Here is a 25,482-nt window from a genome sequence, read left to right as displayed (position 1 = left end):
AGGAAAAATTAGGGAATAAAAAAACCCGCCTGGAAAGGTGGGTTAAGCTGTTATTGAAGAAAATACACCAATAGCATTACCATCGCAATCCAGAAACGGAGTACGGGTTGTGCCACCAATTAGTATTTTGATTGTTGCAATTCATGTTGACAAAAGTATAAAAGTTGATTTTATTTTTCTCTTAAAAAAATTCAAAAAGTTATAATTTGTTGTTTTATTGTGCTTTAGATTGGTTTCTTTGGTATAAAACAGCCGTAATTTCTTTTAAAGTTACGTTTTGATGGTTCAATAAAAGCAGCAAATGAAAGAGCAAATCGGCCGTTTCTTCTTTGAAACGATCGGAATTGTTTTGCAACGCTTCAATTACGGTTTCAACTGCTTCTTCTCCTACTTTTTGTGCAACTTTTGCGGTTCCTTTTTGAGTCAATCGCCACACATATGAATCTTCATTAGCGGTAGTTAATCGTTCTTGAATTAGATTTTCTAAACGACCTAAAAAACCAAGTTCAGGGGCATTTTCAAAGCAAGAGGCAGCACCAGTGTGGCAAGTGGGGCCGTCGGGGATGACTTGAAATAAAAGGGCATCTTGATCACAATCGACGGAATAGGACGTCCAACGCAAATAATTGCCCGAAGTTACACCTTTCGTCCAGAGTTCATTTCGACTCCGACTAAAAAAGGTAATCGTTTGGGATTGTTTGGTCAACGTAAAAGCTTCTCGGTTCATGTAGCCAAGCATCAGCACTTTTCCCGTCAGCGCATTTTGAATAATGGCCGGAAGGAGTTGGGTATCATTTATAAATTGGGGTTCCATCGTACCGGTATTTTTTGAGTATATAATTCGTTTTTAATTGCTGCTATCGCCACTTTTTCCGCGTGAAAAATTCCGGCAGCTAAGGCTCCAGTGGCTTCGGTTTCTTTAAAAAGATGGGTAAAATCTTCCACCGTTCCAGCGCCCCCAGAACCTATTACGGGAATGGAAAGCGCCCGACTAATTTTCTGTGTGAGTGAAATTGCAAATCCAGTTTGCGCGCCATCTTGGTTCATGGAGGTGAGTAAAATTTCTCCCGCACCCAAGCGTTCCGCTTCCAAGGCCCAGTTGAGCGCTTCGTGATTTGTCACTTTTTTGCCTCCATGTGAAAAAACACAATCAACACCGTTTACCGTTTTCACATCAATGGCCACTACGACACATTGGTTGCCAAAGGCCACCGCCAAATCCGTGATTAATTCGGGGCGTTCCAATGCTGCCGAATTGATACTGATTTTATCAGCGCCCGATCGCAAGAGTTTTTTGGCATCATTTACCGAACGAATACCGCCACCAACAGTGAAGGGTATTTGAATTGTAGCGGCAATATTCCGAACTAACTCCGACAGTGTAGCGCGCTCTTCAAGCGTAGCACTAATGTCCAAAAAAACCAATTCATCAGCGCCTTCTGCATCATAGCGTTGTGCCAAGGCAATCGGGTCGCCCATGTCACGCAATCCTTCAAAACCAATACCTTTTACCACGCGACCGCCTTGGATATCTAAACAAGGGATAATTCGTTTTTTTAACATGATTGGAGCAGTTTATGTAAATCCATAAATCCTTCATATAACGCCTTTCCGATGATGGTTCCCGCACAACCGATTTCACGAAGCGTTTGCACTTCTTCATACGAACTCACCCCACCACTAGCAATGAGTTCGATGGGATATTCGGCCAAAATTTTTTGATACAACGCCACAGATGGCCCGCTAAGCATTCCGTCTTTGGCAATATCGGTCACCATAAATTGCCGAAAGCCACAAGCACTGTAGGATGCGATAAAATTGAATACCGAATGGTCGGTTTGGGTAAGCCATCCATGGGTGGCAATATATTCTCCTCGAACATCCGCGCCTAAAATAAATCGTTCGTAGCCATACCTTACCCCCCATTTTTGTACCCACTCGGGCTGGTTGACTGCAATACTTCCTAGAGTGACTTGTTGCGCACCGGCATCCAACACTTTTTTCAAATCGGTTTCGGTTTTAATACCTCCGCCAAAGTCAAGGATAAGCTGTGTGTGTTTCGCAATTTTTTCCAAAACATCAAGATGCACCACCGATTGCGACTTGGCACCATCCAAATCGACAAGATGCAAATGGGTAGCGCCACTACGTTCAAAAATGAGTGCTTGTTCTAGAGGGTCGGAAGCATAGACCTTTTTTTGGTGATAATCCCCTTGTGCTAACCGCACACAGCAACCTCCTTGTAGATCAATAGCGGGTATAATTTTCATAATGCTAAAAAGTTTTGAAGGAGCTGTTGCCCCCATTTTCCTGATTTTTCGGGGTGAAATTGTACCCCATAAAAGTTGTTTTTGGCCAAAGCCACACTAAACGATGCACCGTATTCACAAGTCGCCAACGAGCTTTCTCCCAAAGTAGCGGCATAGCTGTGTACAAAGTAGAAATCGGCTTCTTGGGGAATTCCTTCAAACAGCTTTGAGGGTTTATACTGTACACTATTCCAACCCATATGCGGAATTTTCAAATGTCCTCTAAGCTTTTTTACGCTCACTTCAAAAACACTTAAACCGCTTACCTGACCTTCTTCGGTGAATTCCGTTAATAGTTGCATCCCCAAACAAATGCCCAACACGGGACATGTAAGTTCGCATATTACCGTGTCCAATCCGTTTTCTTTGAGAAATGCCATCGCGGGAGCGGCATGTCCCACGCCCGGAATAATCACTTTTTCCGCTTGGCGTAACAGCTCGGGGTCGGCCGTACATTGTACCGTATAGCCCAATCGTTCAATCGCGTTTTGCAACGAATGCAAATTGCCTGCTTGGTAGTCGAGTATGGTAATCATAGGAGTCCTTTGGTACTTGGTAATTGATTTTGTGCGTTTTTTTGTACCGCACTTTTTAGCGATCGGGCAAACGATTTAAAAATGGATTCAATCTTGTGGTGTTCATTTTTGCCTTTGGCTTTCACATAAAGATTGCAACGGGCTCCATCACAAAAGGATTTGAAAAAGTGGTCAAACATCTCGGAGGGCATATCGCCTATGGTTTCCCGTTTGAATTTTGCATTCCAATTCAAAGCACTTCTTCCCCCAAAATCAATTGCAGTAACCGCAATGCAATCGTCCATGGGAAGCATAAAACCATAGCGTTCAATGCCGCGTTTGGTCCCCAAAGCCTTATCGATTGCAGTTCCTAGTACAATACCAACATCTTCAATGGTGTGGTGTTCATCGACGTCCAAATCACCCTGTACCGAAATCCGCAAATCGAGTCCGCCGTGGCGCGCAATTTGTTCGAGCATGTGGTCAAAAAATCGCAAGCCCGTCTGAATTTCCGCTTTTCCCGAACCTTCCAAGGTGAGTTCCACTTCAATTTGGGTTTCTTTGGTGGTTCGTTTTACAATCGTACTTCTTTTTTGTTGGGACAAGAAGGTATACAGCGTTTCCCAATTCGGCGCCGTGAACGTGGCCGCTTCATTGGGTTTCGTTTGAAGCAAAATGGACTGACAGCCGAGGTTTTGTGCCAAATGGACATCGGTCAATCGATCGCCAATCACCCATGAATTCAAAAGGTCAAATGGCCCATCGAGGTAGGATTTGAGCATTCCAATCCCGGGTTTTCGGGTGGGAGCATTGTCTTCAGGAGAGGAGCGGTCGATGCAAATTTCGCGAAAGCGGATGCCTTCATTTTCAAAAGCTTGTAGCATTTTGTTTTGGGCAGGCCAAAAGGTTTCTTCGGGAAAGGAAGCGGTTCCTAAACCGTCTTGATTGGTCACCAAAACCAATTCAAAATCCATTTCGCGAACAATTTTTTCTAAGTAGGTGAAAACACCCGGAAGAAACTCCAGTTTTTCCAAAGCATCCACTTGGAAATCGAGGGGAGGTTCTTGAATTAAGGTTCCATCACGGTCGATAAAGAGTATTTTTTTCATTGGAATTCGGCTAATGTTTTGAGTAGTAATTCATTTTCTTGTGGGGTTCCCACGGTAATTCGCAGGGTGTTTGGAACGTCCTTGCTTCGGTTGCGAACGATAAGGTTTCGGCGGGTTAAAAAAGCATAGATTCGGTCGGCTTCGGTCATTTCTACCAAAATAAAATTGGTCACCGAAGGAAAAATGCGACGAACCGATGGATTGTTTTTTAAGCCTTCTACCAACTTTTCACGTTCTTTAACTAGGGTTTCAAGAGATGTTGCATCCCAATTTTGAAGGGCTTGAAGTGCGAGTTCTTGGTTGGCTTGACTTATATTGTATGGGGGTTTGATTTTTTTTAAAACCGCGATAATTTCAGGATGCGCGATACCCATTCCCATTCGTAAACCCGCAAGACCTTTGGCTTTGCTTAAGGTTTGGGCGATGATGAGGTTGGGGTAGTTTTGGAGCAGTTCAATTTTGGAGTTGCTGGGACTAAAATCAATATAAGCTTCGTCCAAAAACACAATTCCTTGAAAATTTTGAAGAAGGATTTTGATGTTTTCCAATTCATTTCCTGTTGGATTGTTGGGCGAACACAAATACAAAATTTTCGCTTTTTGGGCTAAAATTTTGGGTATATCCAATTGAAATTCCCCGGTCAACGGAATGCGAATACATTCCAGATTATTGATGTTGGCGTACACCTCGTACATGCCGTAAGTGGGCGGACAAACGATAATGCTATCGGTTCCAGGGATTCCAAAAGCGCGTTGTACCAAATCAATAATTTCATCGCTGCCGTTCCCAAGAATCAGTTGATTTGCAGCACAACCAATTTGCGCGGCAAGAATTGATTGCACTGCTTTTGCCTCAGGGTCGGGATAACGGTTGTACTTTCCTACTGGAAATTCATTGGCATCCAAGAAAATTCCTGTGGTTCCCGTATATTCTTCACGTGCACTGGAATACGGGATGAGTTGGGCGATATTGGGACGAATAAGGGCTAATGGATTCATGGGTTGTTCTTTTTAATTCGGAGTGAAACGGCATTTTTGTGGGCGAAAAGTCCTTCTGCTTCGGCTAGTATTTCGAGGGTAGGACCCAAATCTTGTAGCCCTTCTTCTGTGATTTCTTGAAAGGTTATTTTTTTGATAAAACTATCCAAGGACACACCACTGTAGGCTTTGGCATAGCCGCTGGTTGGCAAAGTGTGATTGGTGCCGCTGGCGTAATCACCTGCGGTTTCACAACTGTAGGTTCCTAAAAATACCGATCCCGCAGCGGTGATTTTTGACGACCAATCTGAGGCATTTTCCAAGGCTACAATCAAGTGTTCGGGCGCATAAGCATTGCTGAAGGCAAAACAATCGTCCAAACTATGAAGTGCGATAGCATAACTGTTTTGCAAGGCTTGTTGCACGATTTTTTTTCGTGGTAATTCGTCCAACTGACGCTCAACTGCCGCTAGGATGAACTGGAGTTGTTCAGGGGCATTGCTCAGCACGATGACTTGACTGTCCGCATCGTGTTCGGCTTGCGCCAATAAATCGGCTGCGACAAATTCGGGATTACTATTTGCATCAGCGATAATCAATACCTCGCTGGGTCCGGCAGGTAAATCAATGGCCACTTGAAGTTGCTGTGCATAGGCTTTGGCGGCCGTTACATATTTGTTTCCAGGACCGAAAATTTTATCCACTTTAGGGAGTGTTTGGGTGCCAAAAGTCAACCCTGCAATGGCTTGAATGCCACCCACTTTGTACAATTCCTTAATACCAGCGACTTGGGCAGCATACCTAATGGCAGGATTAATCTCCCCTTGTGCATTTGGGGGCGTACAGAGAATGCGATTGGGGCAACCCGCAATTTGAGCCGGAACTCCCAACATCAATACGGTAGAAAACAGGGGCGCGGTTCCACCCGGAATGTACAAACCCACGGTTTCTATCGGGCGACTTTCTCTCCAGCACGTAACTCCGGGCGAGGTGGTGATGCGTTGGATGGGTTCCTGCTGACTCTCATGAAAACGGCGAATTTGATTGGCCGCACGATCAATGGCTTGTTTTAGTTCAGGGGCGATTTGCGAAGCTGCTTTTTGGATTTCTTCAGCAGAAACACGAAGATTTTCTCCCTGAAAACCATCAAAAAGTTGGGTATATTTTATAATGGCTTGGTCGCCTTTTTTTTGAACATCATTAAAAATGGTACGAACGGATTCTTCCAGATTCAAACCCGTTGGAACCTGACGCGCGGTGATTTTTTGTTGCTCGTCGATATTTGGAAAAAGTAAATATTTCATAGTTGTAAGTTTTAAGCGACCATTTGATCCATCGGAATTACTAGAATTCCCTCAGCTCCGGCCTTTTTTAATTGTTCAATAATGCTCCATGATTCTTTTTCAGAAAGTACGGCATGAATGCTACTCCAACCCGATAACGCAAGTGGCATTACGGTTGGCGATTTGATCCCGGGTAAAAGTTGAATGATGGTTTCGAGCTGTTCGTTGGGCGCATTTAAAAGAATGTACTTGTTCGCTTTGGCTTGTTGGCAGGCGTCGATTCTAAAGAGTAAATTGTCAACTAATTCCTGTTGTTCTGCGCACAAATTGGAATTGGCAATGAGTACAGCTTGGCTGGAGCAAACGGTAGCGACTTCTTTCAACCCGTTCATCAACAAAGTACTTCCCGTGCTTACAATATCAAAAACGGCATCTGCTAGACCAATTCCGGGAGCAATTTCGACGCTTCCACTAATGGGTTCGAGAATTATTGGAATATTTTTTTCAGCAAAAAAACGACTTAGCACACCGGGGTAAGTGGTTGCAATTTTTTTGGAAGCGAAATAGGATAAGTCCGTGTAGTTTTCTTCTTTAGGAATGGCAAGCGCCATACGGCATTTGGCAAAACCTAGTGGCTTGAGAATGGTGATATTTTTATTTTGTTCCCAGACTTCATTTTCCCCTAAAATTCCCAAATCGGCAACGCCTTGTTCTACATATTGCGGAATATCATCATCGCGCAAGAAGAGGATTTCGATGGGATAATTGGAAGCTACCGCTTTTAATTTACGTTCTCCGTTACTGAGTTGAATCCCGCAAGATTCGAGTAATTGAATGGACTTCTCACTGAGGCGTCCTGATTTTTGAAGTGCAATTTTGATACTTTTCATTTTGATTAAAAAATGACTGAGTATACCGGGAGGAAGGGAAATAAAAAAACCGCCTGATATACTCAGACGGTTAGACATATTTTTGTTTTTACAACATACAACATCAGCTCGCCTGAGGGCCAGAATGTGTATGATGATGTAATGATGTAAATAAAGTTTTCATGCGATAATTTTGTGAGACAAAGGTAGAGACAGATTTTGGAAAAAAAGCGCCTTTTTAATAATTTAACATTCGTTGGAAGTTGTTTTTAGAAGATTCTTCGAAATAAAGCCTTAATGAACAACATCTTAGGGCAACGTAAAATAATATTCAAATCTTCTAAAAACGTCGTTTCTTCATCCAAAAATTTAAAGATGGTAGCCACTTTTCCTTGGCGAAACATACTTGCGAAGATCGAACTTCCGACTTCATTTTGGTGAAATAATATATCAATCAGGAGTAAATCGTAGAACCAAAAACGATTAATGGTTTGAAATTTCCGTAGGTCATTATTTTGGGGTAAAAAATCAACCAAAGCTTTGGATTTTTTGAGGGCATTTTTAAAGGTATAGCCTGTACTCGCTTTGGTCCAACCGCCCGCCGAACCGATGTGTAAGATGCGTTCCGAATTGTGTTTCCAAAAGGGATAACACGTCATCGGGATATTTCCTTGTTCGGTTTCGGTTATAGTATAGGCCGTTACACCGAGACGCTCTAAATAGGCTTTGATTTCCCATTCGTATTCCTCGCGTTGCAATAGGTTGGCCGAAAATAGCGTATACTCCAATAAAGCCTCTTTTTCACTGGTGGGAAGTACGTACATGAACCGGGTGTTGCTCTTTTGAGGCACCGAAAAATCCATAAAAGTAGCACAATCAGGGGTAAAAATAGGAGTTTCCGTTTGCACAAACCAACCTACAAAATGTTGGTGTACCAAGGGAAACTTTTTTTGCGCCATCAACGGTTTGGGATTGAAAATGGAGTTGAAAATGTAATTGCTGGTAAAGCTTTGGTTTTCGGTTTTAACCAAGCAATGATTTCCCATTTCTTGAAAATCAACTACTTTTTCTTGGACTATCGTGATATTCGGATGGTTTTCAAGCTCTTGGAAAATCGATTGATAAAAATCCAATCCGCGGATCATGCGGTAGGTGTAGGTCGCCATCCCAAAACGGCGTTCAAAACCTGTATCGGCAAATACGGCTGCCTCCCACGCTTTGTGTTGAATGTTTTCAAATTGCTTTTTTTCATCCCAAAAACACCAAGTGCGATCGTTGGTTTTTTTGGCGTCTGCATCGAGTAAGAGTATTTTTTTGTCTTGGTAAAAAGGATGCTGCACCATTTCTCGTACGGTCAATAAGGCCGCGAGTCCGGTTCCGGTGAAGATGTAATGGTAATGTTGCACGATTCAAAGGTAACAAAAACCGTTGCCCTTTTGCCCAAACATTTGTTAATCCCAATGAAAGCGAATCCCAATAAAACCGCGAATCCCTTGATTAGGGCCGTAGGCATACGTAGGGTCAAAGGTTAGACCAAACGGGTTGTCGGGCGTGGGCAAAGCCATACCATTACTATCAAATTGCACGTTTTGGTCAAATGGATCGTTGGCACGTGCAATCAAAAATGGATTTCCGCGATTAGGCGTCCAGTTGAGTAGGTTTTTTACCCCGCCATAGATTTCAAAATGATGCCCACCTTTGTACGTCAATTGAATGTTTTGGATACTGAACGGCAAGGAGTATTCCCGACGCGGGTCTAAGGGTCCTAATAACGGCAAGCGCATCGGTCCAGTGAGGTTTCCAGTGTAATCGAGGGTCCACTTGCTGTTTCTCGGGGTAAAGGCAATCGACCAATTGGCCCCATAACGTTCGGCAAATAACGGTTGAAATTCACGTCCTTCTTGCCGAACCGTTGGGCGATAGAGGTTAAATCCAAGCGAGGCTGTAATTCCAAACGGACTGATCCAATCGCCTTGCAATCCACTGCCCCACATTCGCATGTCGCCGTCCAAATTTTTATAAATAATAGCATTGGGGTTGGTGTCATAATCGGGTAAAATGCGGTTGGTGAAATAGGTTAGCCACGTAGAAGCCTCGATCACAAAGGTTCCGGCCTGGGTTGTCGACCATTTGTGAAGGTAGTTCCAGTTGGCATTGTATGAAGTTTCAGGCCGTAAAGATTCGGCCAAAATTACGTCACGAGCTCCCGACAAGGCTTGATGGTCTTCGGTATAAAGATTCACTACACGAAATCCGGTACCCAAATTAAATCGCATCACGGCGTTTGAAGCGGGCTTCCATTTGAATGCGATACGTGGCGTAAGGATGGAACCGTGTGCCGAATTGTAATCATAACGCATACCGAGAAGTGCTCCTGTTTTGGCACTCCATGTCCAATCATCTTGCACGAAAAAACTTCCAATATGCATGTGATTGGATTGTGCGGTGGCAGGCGTGTTGTCGTTGTAGAATTGATAACGGTAGGCCGATCCGGTTAAGAGGGAGTGGTTTCCTATTTGTTTGTCCCAAAGGGCTTGAACAAATCCAATGTTTTGTTGCGCGATGTATACCGAATTTCCGTATACCGAATTTTGGTTGTGGCCGATCCACGAGTATTGCAGTTTGATTTTTTCTGTGGTGGGCAGTTCATACAAACCGAGGAATTCATACCGTGAGGTGTAAATGCTTTCGCCATAGACTTGGTCACCTCCGCGAAAGGAAGAGTTCCATTGCATTTGACCACCCCATCTATCTTCATACAAATAACGCGAAACCCATTGAAAAGCTTTTCCGCTTTTCCGCTTAAAGTTCCATTTCCCAAAAAGAGCAATCCGGTCTTGGAGTGCCACATCGGTAAAATTATCACGGTTTTCATCAACTCGATTTTGAGCATGCACGTAATTCACGCCGAGCAGTCCGTTGCCCGATTTTTTTGACCCCAAGCGGTAGCCCAAATCGACATTATGTTCCCACCAAGAAGTGGTAAAAAAATTTCCCGTAAAACGTTTATGGTTTTCCGGTTTTTTGGTGATAATGTTGAGCAAACCCGCTACGGCCTCACTGCCATACAAAGAAGAAGCGGGCCCTTTAACTACTTCGATACGTTCAATCATGGAGGTGGGAATTCCTGAGAGTCCGTATACAGTTCCTAGTGCACTCACGATGGGCATTCCGTCAATGGTAACCATGGTGTAGGCGCCTTCCATTCCATTGATGCGAATGTCAAAGGTGTTGCAAACATTGCAATTGTTTTGCGGACGTAATCCGTTGGCGTTTTGCAAGGCGTCTACTAAATTGGAGGTTGGATTTTGTTTCAAAAAAGTCGATGTAATGATTTCTACAGGCACCGCATTTTCGAGCCGTTTCACAGGTTTTAAGGTTCCAGAGACTACAATTTCATCCAATTGTGTCGTTCCTTTGGAAAGGCTATCCTGAGGGGTTTGACTGTGTAAAGTCAGCCCAAGAAATACGATAAAAACCGCAATTTTGTATTTCATAAAAAAATATTTAGACAAAACTAAAAAATATTTTTATTAAATAAAAACCGGTCAGAAAATAATCACTGCCGGTTTTTACCATTATAACCAAAAAAGCAAAACGTTAATCATAGAAAACACCGGTTGTTTCTAAGTTTGGATTGTATTGTTTAGGGATTGGAAAAGGGTCTTTTACAAGAAAATCTCCTTGGACCATCTGCTTTATTTCTTCTGAAGTACACAAACATTGCTCTAGTTCGGCGCGCAGTTGTTGTTCGTCCATTTGTATGCCAATAAATACCAATTCATTCAAACGATCTCCAAATTGAGGTGTCCATCGTTCTTCGATGAGTTCTTGGTTCAAGACAAAGTTTTCAAAGTTTAAGCGTTCTTGGAACGGCATGCTTGCCCACCATACGCCAGCGCCCTCTGATTTTATCGATCCGCCCGCTTGAGACCAGTTTAAAGCTTGGTCTGGACGTGAAGCCAACCAATACAACCCTTTGCTTCGCAGAACGGTTTGCGGAAACTCTTGCATCCACGTCCAAAATCGTTCCGGGTGAAAAGGTCTTGGGTCACGGAAAACCCAAGAGCGAATACCATAGGTTTCAGACTCAGGTGTATGCAACCCTTCTAATTCGCGAATCCAGCCCGCTGAGGTTTCCGCTTTTTCGTAATCAAAAAGTCGGGTATTTATGATTTTTTCAGGGGCAATTTTTCCCATTTCGGTGGGATAAATCAACGCTTCTGGATTCAATTGATGGAGAATGGCTTCTAATTTTTGGTAGTGATCGGCAGTAATTAAATCGGTTTTATTAATTAAAATAACATTGGCAAATTCGATTTGGTCCACCAACAAATTGACCAAACTTCGGTCGTCATTTTCGATAGAGGAAACTTTTCGTTCCACCAAGGTGTCTGCACTGCCAAAGTCTTTTAAAAATTGAAAGCCATCGACTACAGTAACCATGGTGTCGATATAGCTAAATCGCGATAAGTCAACGGTTTGGTCTTCGCTAATAAACGAGAAAGTTTGTGCTACAGGAATGGGTTCGCTTATTCCTGTACTTTCAATTAGCAAGTAATCAAAACGATTTTCTCGGGCTAATTTTTCAACTTCAACCATTAAATCTTCACGTAACGTACAACAAATACAGCCGTTGCTCATTTCGACCAATTTCTCTTCTGTTCGAGATAATGTCATTTCCCGCGAAACAAGCTGTGCATCAATGTTGATTTCGCTCATGTCATTGACAATAACGGCAACTTTTAGCCCTTCTTTTTGGTGTAAAATATGATTTAATAAGGTGGTTTTTCCTGCGCCTAAAAACCCTGATAATACGGTTACGGGTAACTTTTTCATTCGTGTTTGTGCGTTTTAAAATGAATACAATGGGCAATAATAAGTCCGCCGCCACCCCAAAGCAATCCTTGAGCGTGATGTAGCGTAATCCTTTCGATAATTAGTCCAAAAAGCAACATGAGTATTGATACCAAAAACAACAGCCGTACACTGACCAAAGTCGTTTTTTTCATAGCCTTGATGGCGAGCCCAATACTTAGGCCACCCAACATTGCATCTACCCAGAAATTGTGCGTTTTCTCAAGGGGAAGTAAGGTGAATAAGGGAAACACTAAACAGTGAATCATACACATTCCCGCCGAGAAGACACCCAATGCATCCGTAGAAGTAAGGGATTTCCATTTCATTTTTGTAAATTTGTTAATGCAATAGTGTTGCAAATATAAAGAATAAATCAATTAACGCAACAATGTTGCAATTAATATGAAAAAGTCCCGTAATACTCCAGCCAAATCGGCTATTTTGAAGGTGCTTTCCGATTCACATCAAGCCTTATCGCATGCCGAAATTTTGGAAAGTACACAACAAATATGCGATCGCGTTACCGTTTACCGTGTTTTAGATCGGCTTTTGGCATCGGATATTATTCACAAAACGGTGACAGCCGAGGGTGTGGTCAAGTATGCTTTTTGTCGTCATGAGGCACATCACGACCACAATCATGTGCATTTTAATTGCACCCGTTGCCATAAAACCGAGTGTTTATCACTACCTATACCTGAATTTGAACTCCCAAATGCCTACACTGTGCACGACATGAATTTTACATTGACAGGAGTTTGTCCTCAATGCCAGTCGATTTAGTTTTGTCTAAAAATTTTTTTTGTCAAAAAGAATAATTTATTTTTGAATCAAATTATTCATTTATGACCATTTCTGAAGAGAACTACATTAAAGTCATATACCATTTATCACAAGTGTCTCCCAAAGGGGTAACCACCAATGCTATCGCGGGAACTTTGGATACCAAAGCATCTTCTGTAACGGATATGCTTAAAAAATTGGCCGATAAAAATTGGGTTTCCTACCAAAAATACCAAGGCGTTACGTTGACCGAATCGGGGTTGCTAAAAGCTAAGATGGTGGTGCGCAAACACCGCTTGTGGGAGGTTTTTTTGGTCGAAAAATTGGGCTTTGCCTGGGATGAGGTACATGATATTGCCGAAGAGTTGGAACACATTCAATCGGAAGCATTGATCGGACGCCTCGATGAGTTTTTGGGCTACCCTTCCTTTGATCCGCACGGTGATCCTATTCCGAATGCCAAAGGCGAAATGGTCAAAGAGGAACGGATTCTCCTTTCGGAAGCCCAACGCAATCATACCTATCGCTTTATTGGAGTAAAAGATTCGTCTCCGGGATTTCTTCAATATTTGGATAAACAAAAAATAGCCTTGGGCGCTCCCATTGAATTGCTGGAAATCGAACCATTTGATCATTCGATACGTATTCGTATCAACGAACAAGAATTAGTGCTTTCACAAAAAATAGCAGATAACCTTTATGTCTTAAAACATGCTTGATTCAGTACTCCATTTTTTTGAACAAATTGACCCCGTAGTGGCCGCTTTACTGGCGACTTTATTTACCTGGGGTTTGACCGCTTTGGGCGCTTCTTTTGTATTTTTCTTTAAAACGATGAACCGGGTTGTTCTCGATGGAATGCTCGGTTTTACAGGCGGTGTTATGGTGGCTGCCAGTTTTTGGAGTTTGTTAGCACCGGCCATCGAAATGAGTGAAGGCGACGGGTTTGTTAAAGTAATTCCCGCCGCACTTGGGTTTTTACTTGGAGCCTTTTTCATTTTCGGATTAGACAAAATTCTACCGCATTTGCATCTTAATTTCCAAGAAACCGAAGGCATGAAATCGCCCTGGCAACGTACGACTTTGTTGGTCTTGGCGATCACTTTGCACAACATCCCAGAAGGGTTGGCGGTGGGTGTTCTTTTTGGAGGCGTTGCAGCAGGTATTCCTGAAGCCTCGATTGCTGGAGCGGTGACTTTGGCGATAGGAATTGGAATTCAAAATTTCCCTGAGGGTATTGCTGTGTCAATGCCGCTTCGTCGAATGGGAATGAGCCGATGGAAGAGTTTTATGTACGGACAATCGTCGGCGTTGGTCGAACCCATAGCGGGGGTTTTGGGTGCGGTGGCGGTAACTTTTTTTACCCCTTTGTTGCCGTACGCCTTAGCATTTGCAGCAGGGGCAATGATATTTGTTGTGGTTGAAGAGGTGATTCCCGAAACGCAACAAGATAAAAATACGGATATCGCCACCTTGGGTTTCATCGGTGGCTTTATCGTCATGATGATGCTCGATGTCGCTTTGGGATAATAAAAAAGGCAGCGATGAAGCTGCCTTTTTTATGCATAGTTGGGATTAAAATTTAGCCCCAATCGAAACGTAAAAACTTTGTCCCTCTCCCGGTAACAACCCTGGTCCAGGATAGCCTCCCGCGCGTCGTGTCGCGTATTTCTCGTTCGTAAGGTTGTTGATTCCTCCACGAAGGTTGTAATTGCGGAATCGGTATTCCATTCCTAAGTCGATTACTTTGTACCCACCGATACGGCCGTTTACCCCGTTGGCTGTGGGTGTCACGGTATTTTGTGCATCGCTATATACTGCGCCGTTTTGACGTTGTTGTGCACTGATGGAGATTTTTTTGTATTCCCAACTAATACCAAAGTTGTGAATGAATTCGGGGGCGTTTTCAACGCGTTTTCCAGCCAAATTGGTGGTTGTAATGGTTACATTAGGAGCTGCACCGCTTACACTCGTTACCGCAAAATCATCGTAACGGGCACTGATGAAGGCACTGCTGGCAAAGGTTTTCAATTTCCCCCATGTTTTTGGGGCTCCAAATACATCAAACCAACTAATGTCTCCGTACAGTTCGGCTCCTTTGTGGATGCTTTTACCCAAGTTGGTTCGGAAGGCAAAAGCAGCCTGCGTTGGGTCGTCGTTGATAAAGCGGTTTAACGAACCAATGCGGTTGTTGTACACCATGTAAAAGTAGGAAACATCAAAATTAATCCAGTTTTTATACGTACCGCGGTATCCCAAATCGAGGGTGTATCCGTTGGCATCTTGTAAGTTAGGATCGATAACATCGGTCGTCGCTGGAGGTGTTTGATCGGAGAACAAAACCGGGCGATACGCTTGGGAAATATTTGCGTACACATTTGTCGTTCCGATATGGTATTCGGTACCTAAACCTAACAAGAGTTGGGTGCGGTTTAACTCTTGATTGGGCATCAACACATCGTTACCGCTCACACGGTTGAACAATCCTGAACCTACCGATTCAATGATTTCCAAACGCGCGCCTGGGGTTACGGTCCAAGCCGGGGTGATTTGGAACATGTTTTCGGCAAAAAGTGCGATGTTGCGCGTGGTAAAGTCTAAGTTTCTCGGGTAACGATCGCTAACGGTGAGGTCAAAATCGCTATCATTAGTTCCTGTACCACGCTGTCTGCGGTTAGTATCGGCTTGATACAAACGGAAACCAAAAGCCAAATGATGTTGTGTTTTCCCCAGAGCATAGTTCCAAAGTGAACGGTTTTCCAAGCCGAAGTTAACATAACGATCACGGTCTACTTGACGGTTGGCATAGGCTAATGTGGTGGGGTTTATGGCATCTACTACGTTGGGTGCCGCAGTGAATCCCACACTATTGCGCTCGCCATAGAGTCCGAATAATTTAAAATCCGTAGTAATTTTAGGACTCCAGCGTCCTGTAATGGTAATCGTAGCCAAGTTCCAAGGCGTACCCATCCAGTTGCGATCGCGTAACGATTGACGGTGATCGGCTGCAAATTGCGCATCGGTTAATCCTCCGGGTTGTTGCAATTCATAGTCCATGGTGGTGAATTCTACTTGTGCTTTCCAATGCGGTGCAAATTCGTAGCCCAAGTTGACAAAGGAATTGCGAATTTGATATCCTGTATTGTCGCGCCATCCATCGGCTCTACGGGCATGGTGGTAGGCGTAATACGTGAATTTTCCGTGTTTTCCCCCAATCGCATTGAAGCTGCTTACTAAGCCAAAACTTCCTACTGTATTTTGGGTTTCGTAACTAAATTTTTTCTCAGGTGCTTTTTTCAATACATAGTTGAGCATTCCTCCAAATTGGGGTCCAAATTGCAACGAAGCCCCACCACGGATGAATTCGATACGTTCAACCGCTTCCATCGGGGGATTGTAATAGGCTTCAGGGTATCCGAAAACGTCGGAGGAAATGTCGTAGCCGTTTTGACGCGTGTTGAGTTCCCAGCTGCGGTTGGGACTTAATCCACGGACGGCCACGTTGACTTGAATTCCGGAGCCGTCGTTTTCCCAAACCGAAACACCTGCCATACGCGAAAAGAGTTCACGGGCATTATTGGTGGTGCGGTTGGCATTGATTTCGTTGAGACGTAAAACATCATTTTTTTTACCCGAGTAGATGGTTTGTTGCTGTACAGCAGGCATACGATCGGGGGTTTGTTCTTTGATGAAAATGATTACTTGATCGAGGGTAACTGTAGCTGTATCTTTTTTCACTTCTTGGGCCTGTGATGCCGCTGCGGTAATTAAAAGTCCAGTCAGTATGGGGGCAATAATACGCATGTTTTTGAAAATTTCCGGCAAAGATACATCCTTATTCTTATTTAGACAAAGTTTAAATAAGAATAATATTAAATTTAATTCTTGTTTAAAGTCAGTGGAAAAAGCGGTATTTTACAATGTGTTTTTTCTGGCGAATAACAAGCTGATTTCGAGGCAGCTATTGCAATAGGGGGTGGAGTGGAAATCCCGTCCGCGGCGGAACAAAGCGGCGGTATTGCAACGGAAGACCCGACCCCGAGGTGCAGGAATGGGTTGGTTACGAAAGGCGCTAACTCGGGGGATTGCCCTAAAAATTAACAGCCACAATTTCCATCGCCGCAGTCTTTATCTTTTTTCTTGGGTCGTTTTTTAAAGCGCTCAAAGAGATAAGCGAGTGCGATGCCCAAGGCCAAGTAGACAAAAATTTCTTGTATACCCATAGCGAATTACTTTAAAAACTGATAGGCAACCAAGGCCGAAACGTAGGCGATACCGCTCATAAAAACCAATTGAATCATGGGCCATTTCCACGAATTGGTTTCTTTTTTTACGATGGCGAGCGTACTGATACACTGCATAGCGAAGGCATAAAATAGTAAGAGGGAGATGCCGCTTGCCAAATTAAACACCGGACTGCCGTCTTCGTGAATTTCGTGGCGCATTTGTTCTTTGATGGTGGTTTCTTCTTCGCTTTGATCGCCCACTTTGTAGATGGTGGCTAAGGTGCCCACAAAGACTTCCCGTGCGGCAAATGAGCTGACTACGGCAATGCCAATTTTCCAGTCGTAGCCCAGCGGTTCAATCACGGGTTCGATCATTTTCCCTGCGATACCCATGTAGGAGTGTTCCAATTTGTATTCGGCGGTCCAATTGGGAATCACGGAGGGATTGATTGGCACGGAGGAATTATAGACTTTTTGTTCAATGATTTTTTCGGCATTTTTAAATTCGTCACCGGGTCCGTGTGAGCCAAGGAACCAGAGGATGACCGATAATGCTAAAATAATTTTTCCTGCCCCAAAGACGAATGACTTAGTTTTTTCGACTACATTGATGCCCACGTTTTTGGCCATGGGAATTTTGTATCCGGGCATTTCCACCACAAAATAGGACTTCGTTTTCAGGTCCAAAACCTTATGCAAAATAAAGGCACACAACAGCGCGATACCGAAGCCCAACAGGTACAAGACCATCAGTGTAAGTCCTTGAAGGCTGATGAATCCCAAAACATGTTTCTCGGGAATAATGAGGGCAATCAGAATGGCATATACGGGCAATCGGGCGGAACAAGTGATAAATGGCGTGACCAAGATGGTAATTAAGCGTTCTTTCCAATTTTCAATATTGCGCGCTCCCATGATAGCGGGTATGGCACAAGCGGTCCCTGAAATTAACGGCACTACACTTTTCCCAGAGAGGCCGAAGCGCCGCATGATTTTGTCCATCAAAAACACCACGCGACTCATATAACCACTTTCTTCCAAGACAGAAATAAAGAAGAATAAAAAGGCGATTTGCGGAATAAAAATGAGAATTCCACCGATACCCGGGATAATTCCTTCGGTAATTAAATTGGTGAATTCGCCGGGTGGCAAATGGGTAGCAGTGTAGGTAGCGAGTTGAGCAAACTTTTCGTCGATAAAATTCATGGGGACACTTGACCAGTCGAAAATCGATTGGAAGATGCCAAAGAGAATCACAAAGAAAATGAGGTAGCCAAAGATTTTGTGGGTAAGTATGCGATCGAGGCGTGCGCTGATGTTGCCCGCTTTGGAACGGTCGATGGTTTGTCCTACTTTTAATGTATCATTGATGAACTGATACCGTTTGATGGTTTCTTTTTGCTGCAATCGTCGGAGTTCAGTATGCGATTTGGTGAAAGAGCTTTTCATTTCGTTCCGCTCCAAATTCAAGAAATTAACGTCCTGGGTAATCACCAACCACAGTTTGTACACCAATTGATTGGGGAAGGCTTTGCGCAATTTATCGAAGTATTCGGGGTCAATGGAGGAGGCATTCAAACACGGTTCGGTGGGTAAGGATTGATATTCGAGAATGCGTTGTTTGATGGCTTCGATTCCAATATTTTTTCGGGAACTCGTCAATGCGATTTTGGTTTTCAATTGGTTTTCCAAATACGGAATGTCCAATTCGATGCCTTTCAATTTCATTCGGTCGCTCATGTTGATGACCAAAATGGTAGGAATTTCTAGGTCTTTGATTTGGGTAAAAAGGAGTAGATTTCGCTTAAGGTTTTCAACTTCAGAAACCACGACCACGACATCGGGAAAATTCTCGTCTTTGCGGTTCAGTAAAAGTTCGATCACCACATTTTCGTCGATTGAACTCGCATTCAAACTGTAAGTACCGGGCAAATCGAGTATCGAAGCGCGGGTAGTTTCATTCAATCGGCAATACCCTATTTTCTTTTCTACGGTAATTCCGGGGTAGTTCCCCACTTGCTGTTTTAACCCTGTAAGTTGATTGAAAACCGATGTTTTACCGGTGTTGGGATTCCCAATTAAAGCTACTTTTATCGTTTTTTCCGCCATGGTAAGTCGTTAGAATGTCACTTCTATTTGCCGAGCCGTCTCGATACGAATGGCCACGTGCGAATCATTGATGGTAAAATAAAGCGGATCTCCCAAAGGAGCGATTTGCAACAATTCAACGCGATTGCCCGGAAGGCAACCCATTTCAAGTAATTTCAAGGGAATGGTATCGATGTTAAACTCGACGATGGTTGCTTGCTGCCCGATTTTCATATCGGCTAAGGTTTCGCTCACTTTATTTAGATTGAATTAAAATACAAAAATACGCAAATCGAACGGATAATGGGGCTTCCGCTAAAAAATTATGTTTTGTTTGACATTCATTCCTGGGGTTCGCATAAAAACTGAATATCTTCCCACAATTGCTGTACATTTTTTACCCCCGGTTCGGTAGGTCCGTCAAGGTTGGTGCCGTCATAAAAGCCGCGGATGCGTTGTTGGGTATCGACGAGTACAAAATTTTCGGTATGTACCATATCGTATAATTCCTTGGGATTGCCTGTTTTTACCGCCAAAAATGATTTGCGTGCCAAGTAGTAAATCGCTTTTTTATCGCCCGTTAGCAGGTTCCATTTGTGGTCTAGCACTCCTTTTTTTTGCGCATAGGCTTTCAAAACGGGAACGCTGTCGATATCGGGTGTCACCGAAAAAGAGATCAATTTTACTTTAGGGTTGTTTTTGATTTTTTCCTGTAACCAGACCATGTTATTGGTCATTTTGGGACAAATGGTTGGGCACGTGGTAAAGAAAAAGTCGGCAACATAAATTTTCCCTTCATAGTCTTTATCGGTAGTCGTTTTCCCGTTTTGATTGGTAAAGGCAAACGATCCGATGCGGTGTTCCAATGCCACATGTTGCACCGTCGTGTCGACTAACTCTGGATTAACATCGCTTGGGGTATAAATGGGGAGGTTTTTTTTGGGTTTTAACACCGAATAAAAAGCACTCACAGTGATGATGGAGAACAACACAAAAAAGAGAATAAAAAAGCGATATTTTTTGAGAAAGGTACCCATGCCAAAAATTTTGTCAAAAGTACAAACCCCTGTCGAATTGAACCGATTTCTTTGGAGGATTATACTGAATTTAACAACTATTCAATCAATATTTTGATAGCTTTGTTGGGAAAAATAAACGAAACACGGTATGAAAAACCATAATATACTCACTTTTGCTGCTACCTTAGCCGCTTGTTTGGTTTTGGATACAGCGGTAGCACAAAATAAGCCAGGCCTTCATTTGGACTTGATGGACAAGTCGGTCAAACCCGGCGATGATTTCTTTCGCTATGTAAACGGTACTTGGTTTGACAAAACCGAGATTCCCGCCGACCGTACCCGTTGGGGAAGTTTTGATGAATTGCGTCAGAATACCGACAAAGACGCCCTGACCATTCTTAAACAAGCGGCCAACGACAAGAAGTTGGACCCTAAATCGGATCAAGCGAAAGCCGTTAACGTATACAAAACCTATATGGATACTTTGGCGCGCAACAAACGCGGAATTCAACCCTTGAAAGCGACCTTAGCGCAAATCGATGCGGTAAAAAATGTCAATGATTTAAATAAATTAATGATCGATCGTTTGCCGTTTGGCGGCGTTGGATTTTACAGCATGTTTGTGGGTGCGGATGCCAAAAATAGCAACAAAAATGTGTTGAGTATTGGACCCGGAAGTTTGGGATTGCCCGACCGAGATTACTACGTATCGGAAGATGCGGATTCAAAAGAAAAACGGCAAAAATATGTGGCCCACGTTGCCCGTATGTTGCAATACCTCGGTTTGTCAGAGGCCAAAGCGCAAGCCGATGCTGCCCGTATTTTGGCTTTGGAAACAGCCATGGCGCAACCGCGTTTTGACCGTGTTGAACGCCGCGACCGCAGAAAATCGTATAATCCCATGGATATTTTGCAATTGCAAAACCTCACACCATCGGTCAATTGGCGCAATTATATCATGGGTGCGGGCATCAAGCGTATCGACACTGTGATTGTATCGCAGCCCAAATACATGGCCGCTTTGGAAACCCTTTTTCAGGCCAATGAAGTCAATGCTTGGAAAGCGTATTTGCGTTGGACCCTTCTTAACCGTTACGCCGATCAATTGACGACCGATATCGAACGGGCCAACTGGGAGTTTTACAGTCAAACCCTGCAAGGAGCCAAAAAACAACGTCCCCGCGAGGAGCGCGCGCTTCAAGTAGTCAACAGTACGGTGGGGGAAGCCTTAGGCAAATTGTATGTAGCGCAAAAATTCCCAGCAGAAGCCAAAGAGAAAGCGGCTAAAATGATCAAATACGTCTTCCGTGCTTTTGAAAACCGCATCAATAACTTGCCTTGGATGGCTCCTGAAACCCGTGTGGGTGCCATTCAAAAGTTGCGCAAGTCGACGGTAAAAATTGGATACCCCGATCAATGGAAAGATTATTCCAAACTAGAAATCAAAGCCTTGGCCGACGGAGGTTCCTATTTTGAAAATATGGAGAATGTGTCCCGCTGGAATTTCCAAAACAACATCGACGATTTAAGCAAGCCCGTCGATAAAACCCGTTGGGGGATGACGCCTCAAACGGTGAATGCGTATTACAATCCGTCGTATAATGAAATAGTGTTCCCAGCGGCTATTTTACAACCGCCTTTTTACGATTATAAGGCCGATGCCGCGGTGAATTTTGGGGGTATTGGTGCTGTCATTGGGCATGAAATATCGCACGGATTCGACGATTCAGGGGCACGCTACAATGCCGACGGGAATTTGATCAATTGGTGGAAGGATGAGGATTTAAAACAGTTTACCGCATTGGGAACGGCTTTGGCCGATCAATACAGTGCGTTGCAACCCTTACCGGGAACTTTTGTGGATGGTAAATTTACCTTAGGGGAAAATATTGGCGATTTGGGCGGGGTGAACGCAGCCTACGACGGGTTACAATTGTATTTGAAAGACCATGGAAATCCGGGGTTGATTGATGGATTTACACCCGAACAGCGTTTCTTTATTTCGTGGGCTACGATTTGGCGCTCCAAAATGCGCGACGAAGCGATTAAGAATCAGGTGAAAACCGATCCACATTCCCCTGGAATGTACCGGGCTTATGTACCGTTGCTCAATGTTGATGCGTTTTACCAAGCGTTCAATATTAAGGAAAATGACAAATTGTACTTAGCTCCTGAAAAACGGGTAAAAATATGGTAATTCAACCGCACAATAATGTAAAAGGCCGTTCCTAAAGAGCGGCCTTTTGTAGGGATAGGGATTAGGTTTCTTAGCGGTTATCGAGAAGTTTTTGCACAATGCGATCGAGTTGAGCTTGATTTTTTCGAACGAAGGTAAGTCCGTCTTGAATGAGGTTTTGGATATTCTCAGGAGAAGTATCATCCATTTCGGAGGACGCTTTCAGGAGTTCGGGCATCAATCGGAAATAGTGCTGTGTGTTTTCATTCCCGAGGGATTCATACATTTTTTGCATTTGGTAATTGACCGTCTCCACGTTGGATGACAACAAGATGTCGATAAGCGGTGTGATCCATTCGACTTTTCCCGCATTTTTAAAATCGTCAAAGGCATAGGATTTCAACACCGTTCCTGTTCCCACCGAAACCACAATCATGTCATTGGCCGAGGGGTAATCGGGTTTATCGGGGTGGTTGAGCACTTTGGAGAAGGGAATTTTTCGCGCTTCAGCATAGGCACACAAAGCGGGATTGTTGGCATAGACTCCGCCATCGATAAGGGTAAACTGTTCGCCCGAGAGTGAAACCACTTGCGCCGGTTCAAAATAAGAGGGCGCCGCAGCGGTAGCGCGGCAGACGTCGGTTACGCGAAAGTTGCGAATAGGATTTTGGGCGTTGTGGCTTGTAAAAAAGGTTGCTTTTCGTGCGGTGATGTCGTAGGCGGTAATGAGACACGGCTTGATAAGGTGCCGCAGTTCGAGTGAACCAAACACACGCGTCAACTCTTGTTCTATAGGCGCATCGTCGATTTTTTCTTTGAGTAGCCCAAACGGGTTGAGGAGTTTGTCCCAAAACGATACGTCAAAAATGGAGGCTCCTTTTTCGGTATAAAGTTGTAGCGCTTCAGTCACCGAGAACTTGGCCTTTTGGTGCTCATCGGGGCAAAGCAGCAACGCCGTTATGAGTCCGCCGGTACTGGTTCCCGCGATAAGGTCAAAATAATCCCCGAGTTTGGCTTTTGGTTGATCGTGTTGTTGGAGTTGTTCTTCGATGTATTTCAGGATAATACAGGAGATAATGCCTCGAATTCCTCCGCCATCAAGGGAGAGTAGGGTGATTTTACGGGTCATAATTGTTTTTTTAAAGTACTACATAACCTTGTGCGTCGCGTTGGCGTTTGATCATTTGGCGCCAGTTGTTGAAGCCTTTCTTTTCAAAATGGGGGAAATCTTTAAAATTTTTCCAATTGCCGCCCCATTCCCAGCCGAATTTTGCAAAAATTTTCACGCATTCATACCAGTCGGCAACGGTGTCATTGTCCCAGTCTTTGGCGGTATCCCAGGAGGCCGTTTTTCCGTCGATGATGAGGCAAATATCTACGGCAAAGCCATAATTGTGCACCGATTGTCCGCCTTTGGCTTGGGTTACACGGTTGCCGAGCGGTTTTTTGGCGGTTTTTCCTTGGGGATTGACGCGGGTTCGCCCGAGCGCAAATAAATCATCTTGTTCTTTGAAGGTGCGCAATCCTTGCGTGATTCGTACTTTGGCCCGCCCGGTGAGCGCTTGATCACAGGCTTGAATGATTAGGGTAACTTCAGCGCGTACCGACGGATGGAGTTGGGCAATGCGGTTTTGGGTGGGAGTGTCCATGGTGTTGATTATTTACAATTAAAATTACTTTGGGGATAATCAAAAATGTAATGTAAATTCATATTTTCTAATGAAAAATCATTATCAGTTGTGTCAATACAATAACTTAACTCATAATTATGATTTAAAATTTCTTTTGAAATAATTGTCCATTTTTTATTTTCGTATATCAAATTAATGCTTTTTAAATCTAAATTATCATTATTGACCTCCATAATCCTTAAAAAATTAGAAACAGTTACTTTTTTATTTTTACCGGTTAAAGCATTTGAATTCATATTACTAAACTCGCCTTGCTTTAAAATTGGATATGTAATGTCTCGCCCATCATAAATTACACTTGCAAATTCAATAAATTTTTTATTTTCATATAGATAAATGCTGTACTTGAGATTAGGGCATTCCATTTCAGGATATTTATTTTTCATATAATTCCAAGCTCTTTTCCAATTTTCATTATTATTTAAGCCTCCAAATGATGAGTCAGCAACAGTAATGCTTTTTGTTATTAAAAATAGTTCTTCAACACCATTTTCATCCCAAACAACGTCTATGTTATAGTAAATAGAATCAGGATTATAGTTATTTCTAATTATAGTATAGTTTTGGTTTTTATCGCCTGTTTTTTTATTTTCAATGTCTCTTTTTTTATTACAGGAAATTAGTGTAATGAAAAGTAGCATAATGATACTATTTACAATTTTCATAGTCAAAAATTTGTTTTAAATATTCAAAATTCATTTTTCTTTCTTTTAGATCATTAATACCTGTACCTGAAGCACTATCTGATGCGGATGGATTATTTACTTTTGCCGAAACAACAATATTTCTATTCTCCATAAATGAATTGATGAGTTTATTTTAAAAGCATTTTGGGTCTTGAAGTTCAAAAAGCATTGCGCTCGTTATGAATATATTTTCATTGTCTTTAATTACACTTTCACAATTGTTAAATATAGTGTCATAGCAATAACCGATTTTATCCTTGTTAGGGTCTTTAATCATGGTATTTATTCTTTCTCTTTTTAACAATTTCCAAGTATTTCCTGTGCGAGCAAAATTTAAGATGTTTTGCTTGAAACCTCCTTCAGAACCGGGTTCATCAAATATTATTTTTAGACAGCAGTATCTAATTTCATCTTTATCTCTTACGCATCCAGTGTCTAATTTAATCTTACCTTCTCTGATTGCATAAGAATCTTCTTCTTGATTGTTTGAAGCATAAACAATTGAAATCCCATCCTCCCATATAAAAGCTTCTTTAAAGGTATCATTATTAGTTTTGATACTTATAGTTGTTCTTAACCGAACGCCATTATTAACGTCAATTTTGTGTTTGTTTGTTTTACAATAATCGATTACTTTATCCATTTGTTTTGTTCCATCTTGATAAAATTTACCATTTATATATATACTTTTTGATACTAAAACTTCACATTTGTTATCGTTATCGGTTTTATATAATGAATCGGAAAGATTATCAAGTATTTCTAATTTATAGATTAATTTATCGGTATTGAAATCGACTTCAGAGATAGCAGTTGTTTTATCAGTACACGAAATAAAAAACACACCCAAAAGCATGTAAAAAAGTTTATTTACAGTTTTCATAATCAAAG

The 25,482-nt window shown here is 42.8% G+C and carries 26 protein-coding genes; 4 read left to right on the top strand and 22 right to left on the bottom strand.

Annotated features, from left to right (window positions below):
• Nucleotides 1-214: 214 nt before the first annotated feature.
• From hisIE to ABWO12_RS06625, 12 genes are all read right to left on the bottom strand, one after another.
• Complete coding sequence (hisIE, locus tag ABWO12_RS06680) at nucleotides 215-814, bottom strand: bifunctional phosphoribosyl-AMP cyclohydrolase/phosphoribosyl-ATP diphosphatase HisIE (RefSeq protein WP_353087989.1); 600 nt, start codon at nucleotides 812-814, stop codon at nucleotides 215-217.
• Nucleotides 796-1,563: an imidazole glycerol phosphate synthase subunit HisF gene (hisF, locus tag ABWO12_RS06675; protein WP_353087988.1), complete on the bottom strand. Its 768-nt coding sequence runs from the start codon at nucleotides 1,561-1,563 to the stop codon at nucleotides 796-798. The genes hisIE and hisF overlap by 19 nt, the downstream gene beginning before the upstream one ends.
• Nucleotides 1,557-2,270 carry a 1-(5-phosphoribosyl)-5-[(5-phosphoribosylamino)methylideneamino]imidazole-4-carboxamide isomerase gene (gene hisA, locus ABWO12_RS06670; protein ID WP_353087987.1) on the bottom strand — a complete coding sequence of 238 codons (714 nt, stop codon included), beginning with the start codon at nucleotides 2,268-2,270 and terminating at the stop codon, nucleotides 1,557-1,559. Before hisA ends, hisF begins: the two co-directional genes overlap by 7 nt.
• Entirely contained in the window at nucleotides 2,267-2,845 is a 579-nt protein-coding gene (hisH, locus tag ABWO12_RS06665; protein ID WP_353087986.1) for an imidazole glycerol phosphate synthase subunit HisH, read from the bottom strand. The genes hisA and hisH overlap by 4 nt, the downstream gene beginning before the upstream one ends.
• Nucleotides 2,842-3,933: a bifunctional histidinol-phosphatase/imidazoleglycerol-phosphate dehydratase HisB gene (gene hisB / locus ABWO12_RS06660; RefSeq protein ID WP_353087985.1), complete on the bottom strand. Its 1,092-nt coding sequence runs from the start codon at nucleotides 3,931-3,933 to the stop codon at nucleotides 2,842-2,844. Before hisB ends, hisH begins: the two co-directional genes overlap by 4 nt.
• Nucleotides 3,930-4,931 carry a histidinol-phosphate transaminase gene (hisC, locus tag ABWO12_RS06655; RefSeq protein WP_353087984.1) on the bottom strand — a complete coding sequence of 334 codons (1,002 nt, stop codon included), beginning with the start codon at nucleotides 4,929-4,931 and terminating at the stop codon, nucleotides 3,930-3,932. Before hisC ends, hisB begins: the two co-directional genes overlap by 4 nt.
• Entirely contained in the window at nucleotides 4,928-6,214 is a 1,287-nt protein-coding gene (gene hisD / locus ABWO12_RS06650; RefSeq protein ID WP_353087983.1) for a histidinol dehydrogenase, read from the bottom strand. The genes hisC and hisD overlap by 4 nt, the downstream gene beginning before the upstream one ends.
• Before the next feature lie 11 nt (nucleotides 6,215-6,225).
• On the bottom strand, nucleotides 6,226-7,083 hold the full coding sequence (hisG, locus tag ABWO12_RS06645; RefSeq protein ID WP_353087999.1) for an ATP phosphoribosyltransferase: 858 nt from the start codon (nucleotides 7,081-7,083) through the stop codon (nucleotides 6,226-6,228).
• A 248-nt stretch (nucleotides 7,084-7,331) separates the two neighbouring features.
• Nucleotides 7,332-8,468, bottom strand: a complete 1,137-nt coding sequence (locus tag ABWO12_RS06640) for a lycopene cyclase family protein (protein ID WP_353087982.1) — start codon at nucleotides 8,466-8,468, stop codon at nucleotides 7,332-7,334.
• A gap of 45 nt (nucleotides 8,469-8,513) precedes the next feature.
• A complete protein-coding gene (locus ABWO12_RS06635) occupies nucleotides 8,514-10,559 on the bottom strand; it encodes a TonB-dependent receptor plug domain-containing protein (protein WP_353087981.1) in 2,046 nt (681 codons plus the stop codon).
• A gap of 103 nt (nucleotides 10,560-10,662) precedes the next feature.
• Entirely contained in the window at nucleotides 10,663-11,901 is a 1,239-nt protein-coding gene (locus ABWO12_RS06630; RefSeq protein WP_353087980.1) for a GTP-binding protein, read from the bottom strand.
• A complete protein-coding gene (locus tag ABWO12_RS06625; protein ID WP_353087979.1) occupies nucleotides 11,898-12,248 on the bottom strand; it encodes a MerC family mercury resistance protein in 351 nt (116 codons plus the stop codon). The genes ABWO12_RS06630 and ABWO12_RS06625 overlap by 4 nt, the downstream gene beginning before the upstream one ends.
• Before the next feature lie 76 nt (nucleotides 12,249-12,324).
• Between ABWO12_RS06625 and ABWO12_RS06620 the strand changes: the two genes are divergently transcribed.
• The 3 genes from ABWO12_RS06620 to ABWO12_RS06610 all read left to right on the top strand — a co-directional run bounded on the left by ABWO12_RS06620 (nucleotide 12,325) and on the right by ABWO12_RS06610 (nucleotide 14,235).
• On the top strand, nucleotides 12,325-12,705 hold the full coding sequence (locus ABWO12_RS06620) for a Fur family transcriptional regulator (RefSeq protein ID WP_353087978.1): 381 nt from the start codon (nucleotides 12,325-12,327) through the stop codon (nucleotides 12,703-12,705).
• Between the two features lie 62 nt (nucleotides 12,706-12,767).
• Complete coding sequence (locus ABWO12_RS06615; protein ID WP_353087977.1) at nucleotides 12,768-13,424, top strand: metal-dependent transcriptional regulator; 657 nt, start codon at nucleotides 12,768-12,770, stop codon at nucleotides 13,422-13,424.
• On the top strand, nucleotides 13,417-14,235 hold the full coding sequence (locus ABWO12_RS06610) for a ZIP family metal transporter (RefSeq protein WP_353087976.1): 819 nt from the start codon (nucleotides 13,417-13,419) through the stop codon (nucleotides 14,233-14,235). The genes ABWO12_RS06615 and ABWO12_RS06610 overlap by 8 nt, the downstream gene beginning before the upstream one ends.
• Before the next feature lie 45 nt (nucleotides 14,236-14,280).
• Here ABWO12_RS06610 and ABWO12_RS06605 read toward each other — a convergent pair whose 3' ends face one another.
• The 5 genes from ABWO12_RS06605 to ABWO12_RS06585 all read right to left on the bottom strand — a co-directional run bounded on the left by ABWO12_RS06605 (nucleotide 14,281) and on the right by ABWO12_RS06585 (nucleotide 20,056).
• Nucleotides 14,281-16,509, bottom strand: a complete 2,229-nt coding sequence (locus tag ABWO12_RS06605; RefSeq protein WP_353087975.1) for a TonB-dependent receptor family protein — start codon at nucleotides 16,507-16,509, stop codon at nucleotides 14,281-14,283.
• A gap of 293 nt (nucleotides 16,510-16,802) precedes the next feature.
• Nucleotides 16,803-16,928 carry a FeoB-associated Cys-rich membrane protein gene (locus ABWO12_RS06600; RefSeq protein WP_143161676.1) on the bottom strand — a complete coding sequence of 42 codons (126 nt, stop codon included), beginning with the start codon at nucleotides 16,926-16,928 and terminating at the stop codon, nucleotides 16,803-16,805.
• Between the two features lie 6 nt (nucleotides 16,929-16,934).
• Nucleotides 16,935-19,040: a ferrous iron transport protein B gene (gene feoB / locus ABWO12_RS06595; RefSeq protein ID WP_353087974.1), complete on the bottom strand. Its 2,106-nt coding sequence runs from the start codon at nucleotides 19,038-19,040 to the stop codon at nucleotides 16,935-16,937.
• Nucleotides 19,041-19,049: 9 nt separating this feature from the next.
• Nucleotides 19,050-19,253, bottom strand: a complete 204-nt coding sequence (locus tag ABWO12_RS06590) for a FeoA family protein (RefSeq protein WP_073361168.1) — start codon at nucleotides 19,251-19,253, stop codon at nucleotides 19,050-19,052.
• Between the two features lie 107 nt (nucleotides 19,254-19,360).
• Nucleotides 19,361-20,056, bottom strand: a complete 696-nt coding sequence (locus ABWO12_RS06585; protein WP_353087973.1) for an SCO family protein — start codon at nucleotides 20,054-20,056, stop codon at nucleotides 19,361-19,363.
• 130 nt (nucleotides 20,057-20,186) lie between these two features.
• On the opposite strand from ABWO12_RS06585, the gene ABWO12_RS06580 reads away from it, so the two are divergent.
• A complete protein-coding gene (locus ABWO12_RS06580) occupies nucleotides 20,187-22,235 on the top strand; it encodes a M13 family metallopeptidase (RefSeq protein WP_353087972.1) in 2,049 nt (682 codons plus the stop codon).
• 70 nt (nucleotides 22,236-22,305) lie between these two features.
• Here the strand turns inward: ABWO12_RS06580 and ABWO12_RS06575 are convergent, their stop codons facing one another.
• From ABWO12_RS06575 to ABWO12_RS06555, 5 genes are all read right to left on the bottom strand, one after another.
• A complete protein-coding gene (locus ABWO12_RS06575) occupies nucleotides 22,306-23,343 on the bottom strand; it encodes a patatin-like phospholipase family protein (RefSeq protein WP_353087971.1) in 1,038 nt (345 codons plus the stop codon).
• Nucleotides 23,344-23,353: 10 nt separating this feature from the next.
• Complete coding sequence (locus ABWO12_RS06570; RefSeq protein ID WP_353087970.1) at nucleotides 23,354-23,863, bottom strand: M15 family metallopeptidase; 510 nt, start codon at nucleotides 23,861-23,863, stop codon at nucleotides 23,354-23,356.
• 8 nt (nucleotides 23,864-23,871) lie between these two features.
• The gene (locus ABWO12_RS06565) at nucleotides 23,872-24,570 is read right to left on the bottom strand and encodes a hypothetical protein (RefSeq protein WP_353087969.1); all 699 of its coding nucleotides are present in this window, start codon (nucleotides 24,568-24,570) and stop codon (nucleotides 23,872-23,874) included.
• Nucleotides 24,554-24,703 (bottom strand): hypothetical protein, encoded by a 150-nt coding sequence (locus tag ABWO12_RS06560; RefSeq protein ID WP_353087968.1) that lies wholly within the window; start codon nucleotides 24,701-24,703, stop codon nucleotides 24,554-24,556. Before ABWO12_RS06560 ends, ABWO12_RS06565 begins: the two co-directional genes overlap by 17 nt.
• Before the next feature lie 21 nt (nucleotides 24,704-24,724).
• A partial coding sequence (locus tag ABWO12_RS06555) for a hypothetical protein (protein WP_353087967.1) occupies nucleotides 24,725-25,482 on the bottom strand: 758 nt, incomplete at its 5' end.

It is taken from the genome of Flavobacterium sp. (assembly GCF_040379285.1).
GTDB lineage: Bacteria > Bacteroidota > Bacteroidia > Flavobacteriales > Flavobacteriaceae > Flavobacterium.
Note: the sequence above shows the minus strand (reverse complement) of the source record. Positions and strands in the feature narration are given on the sequence as shown.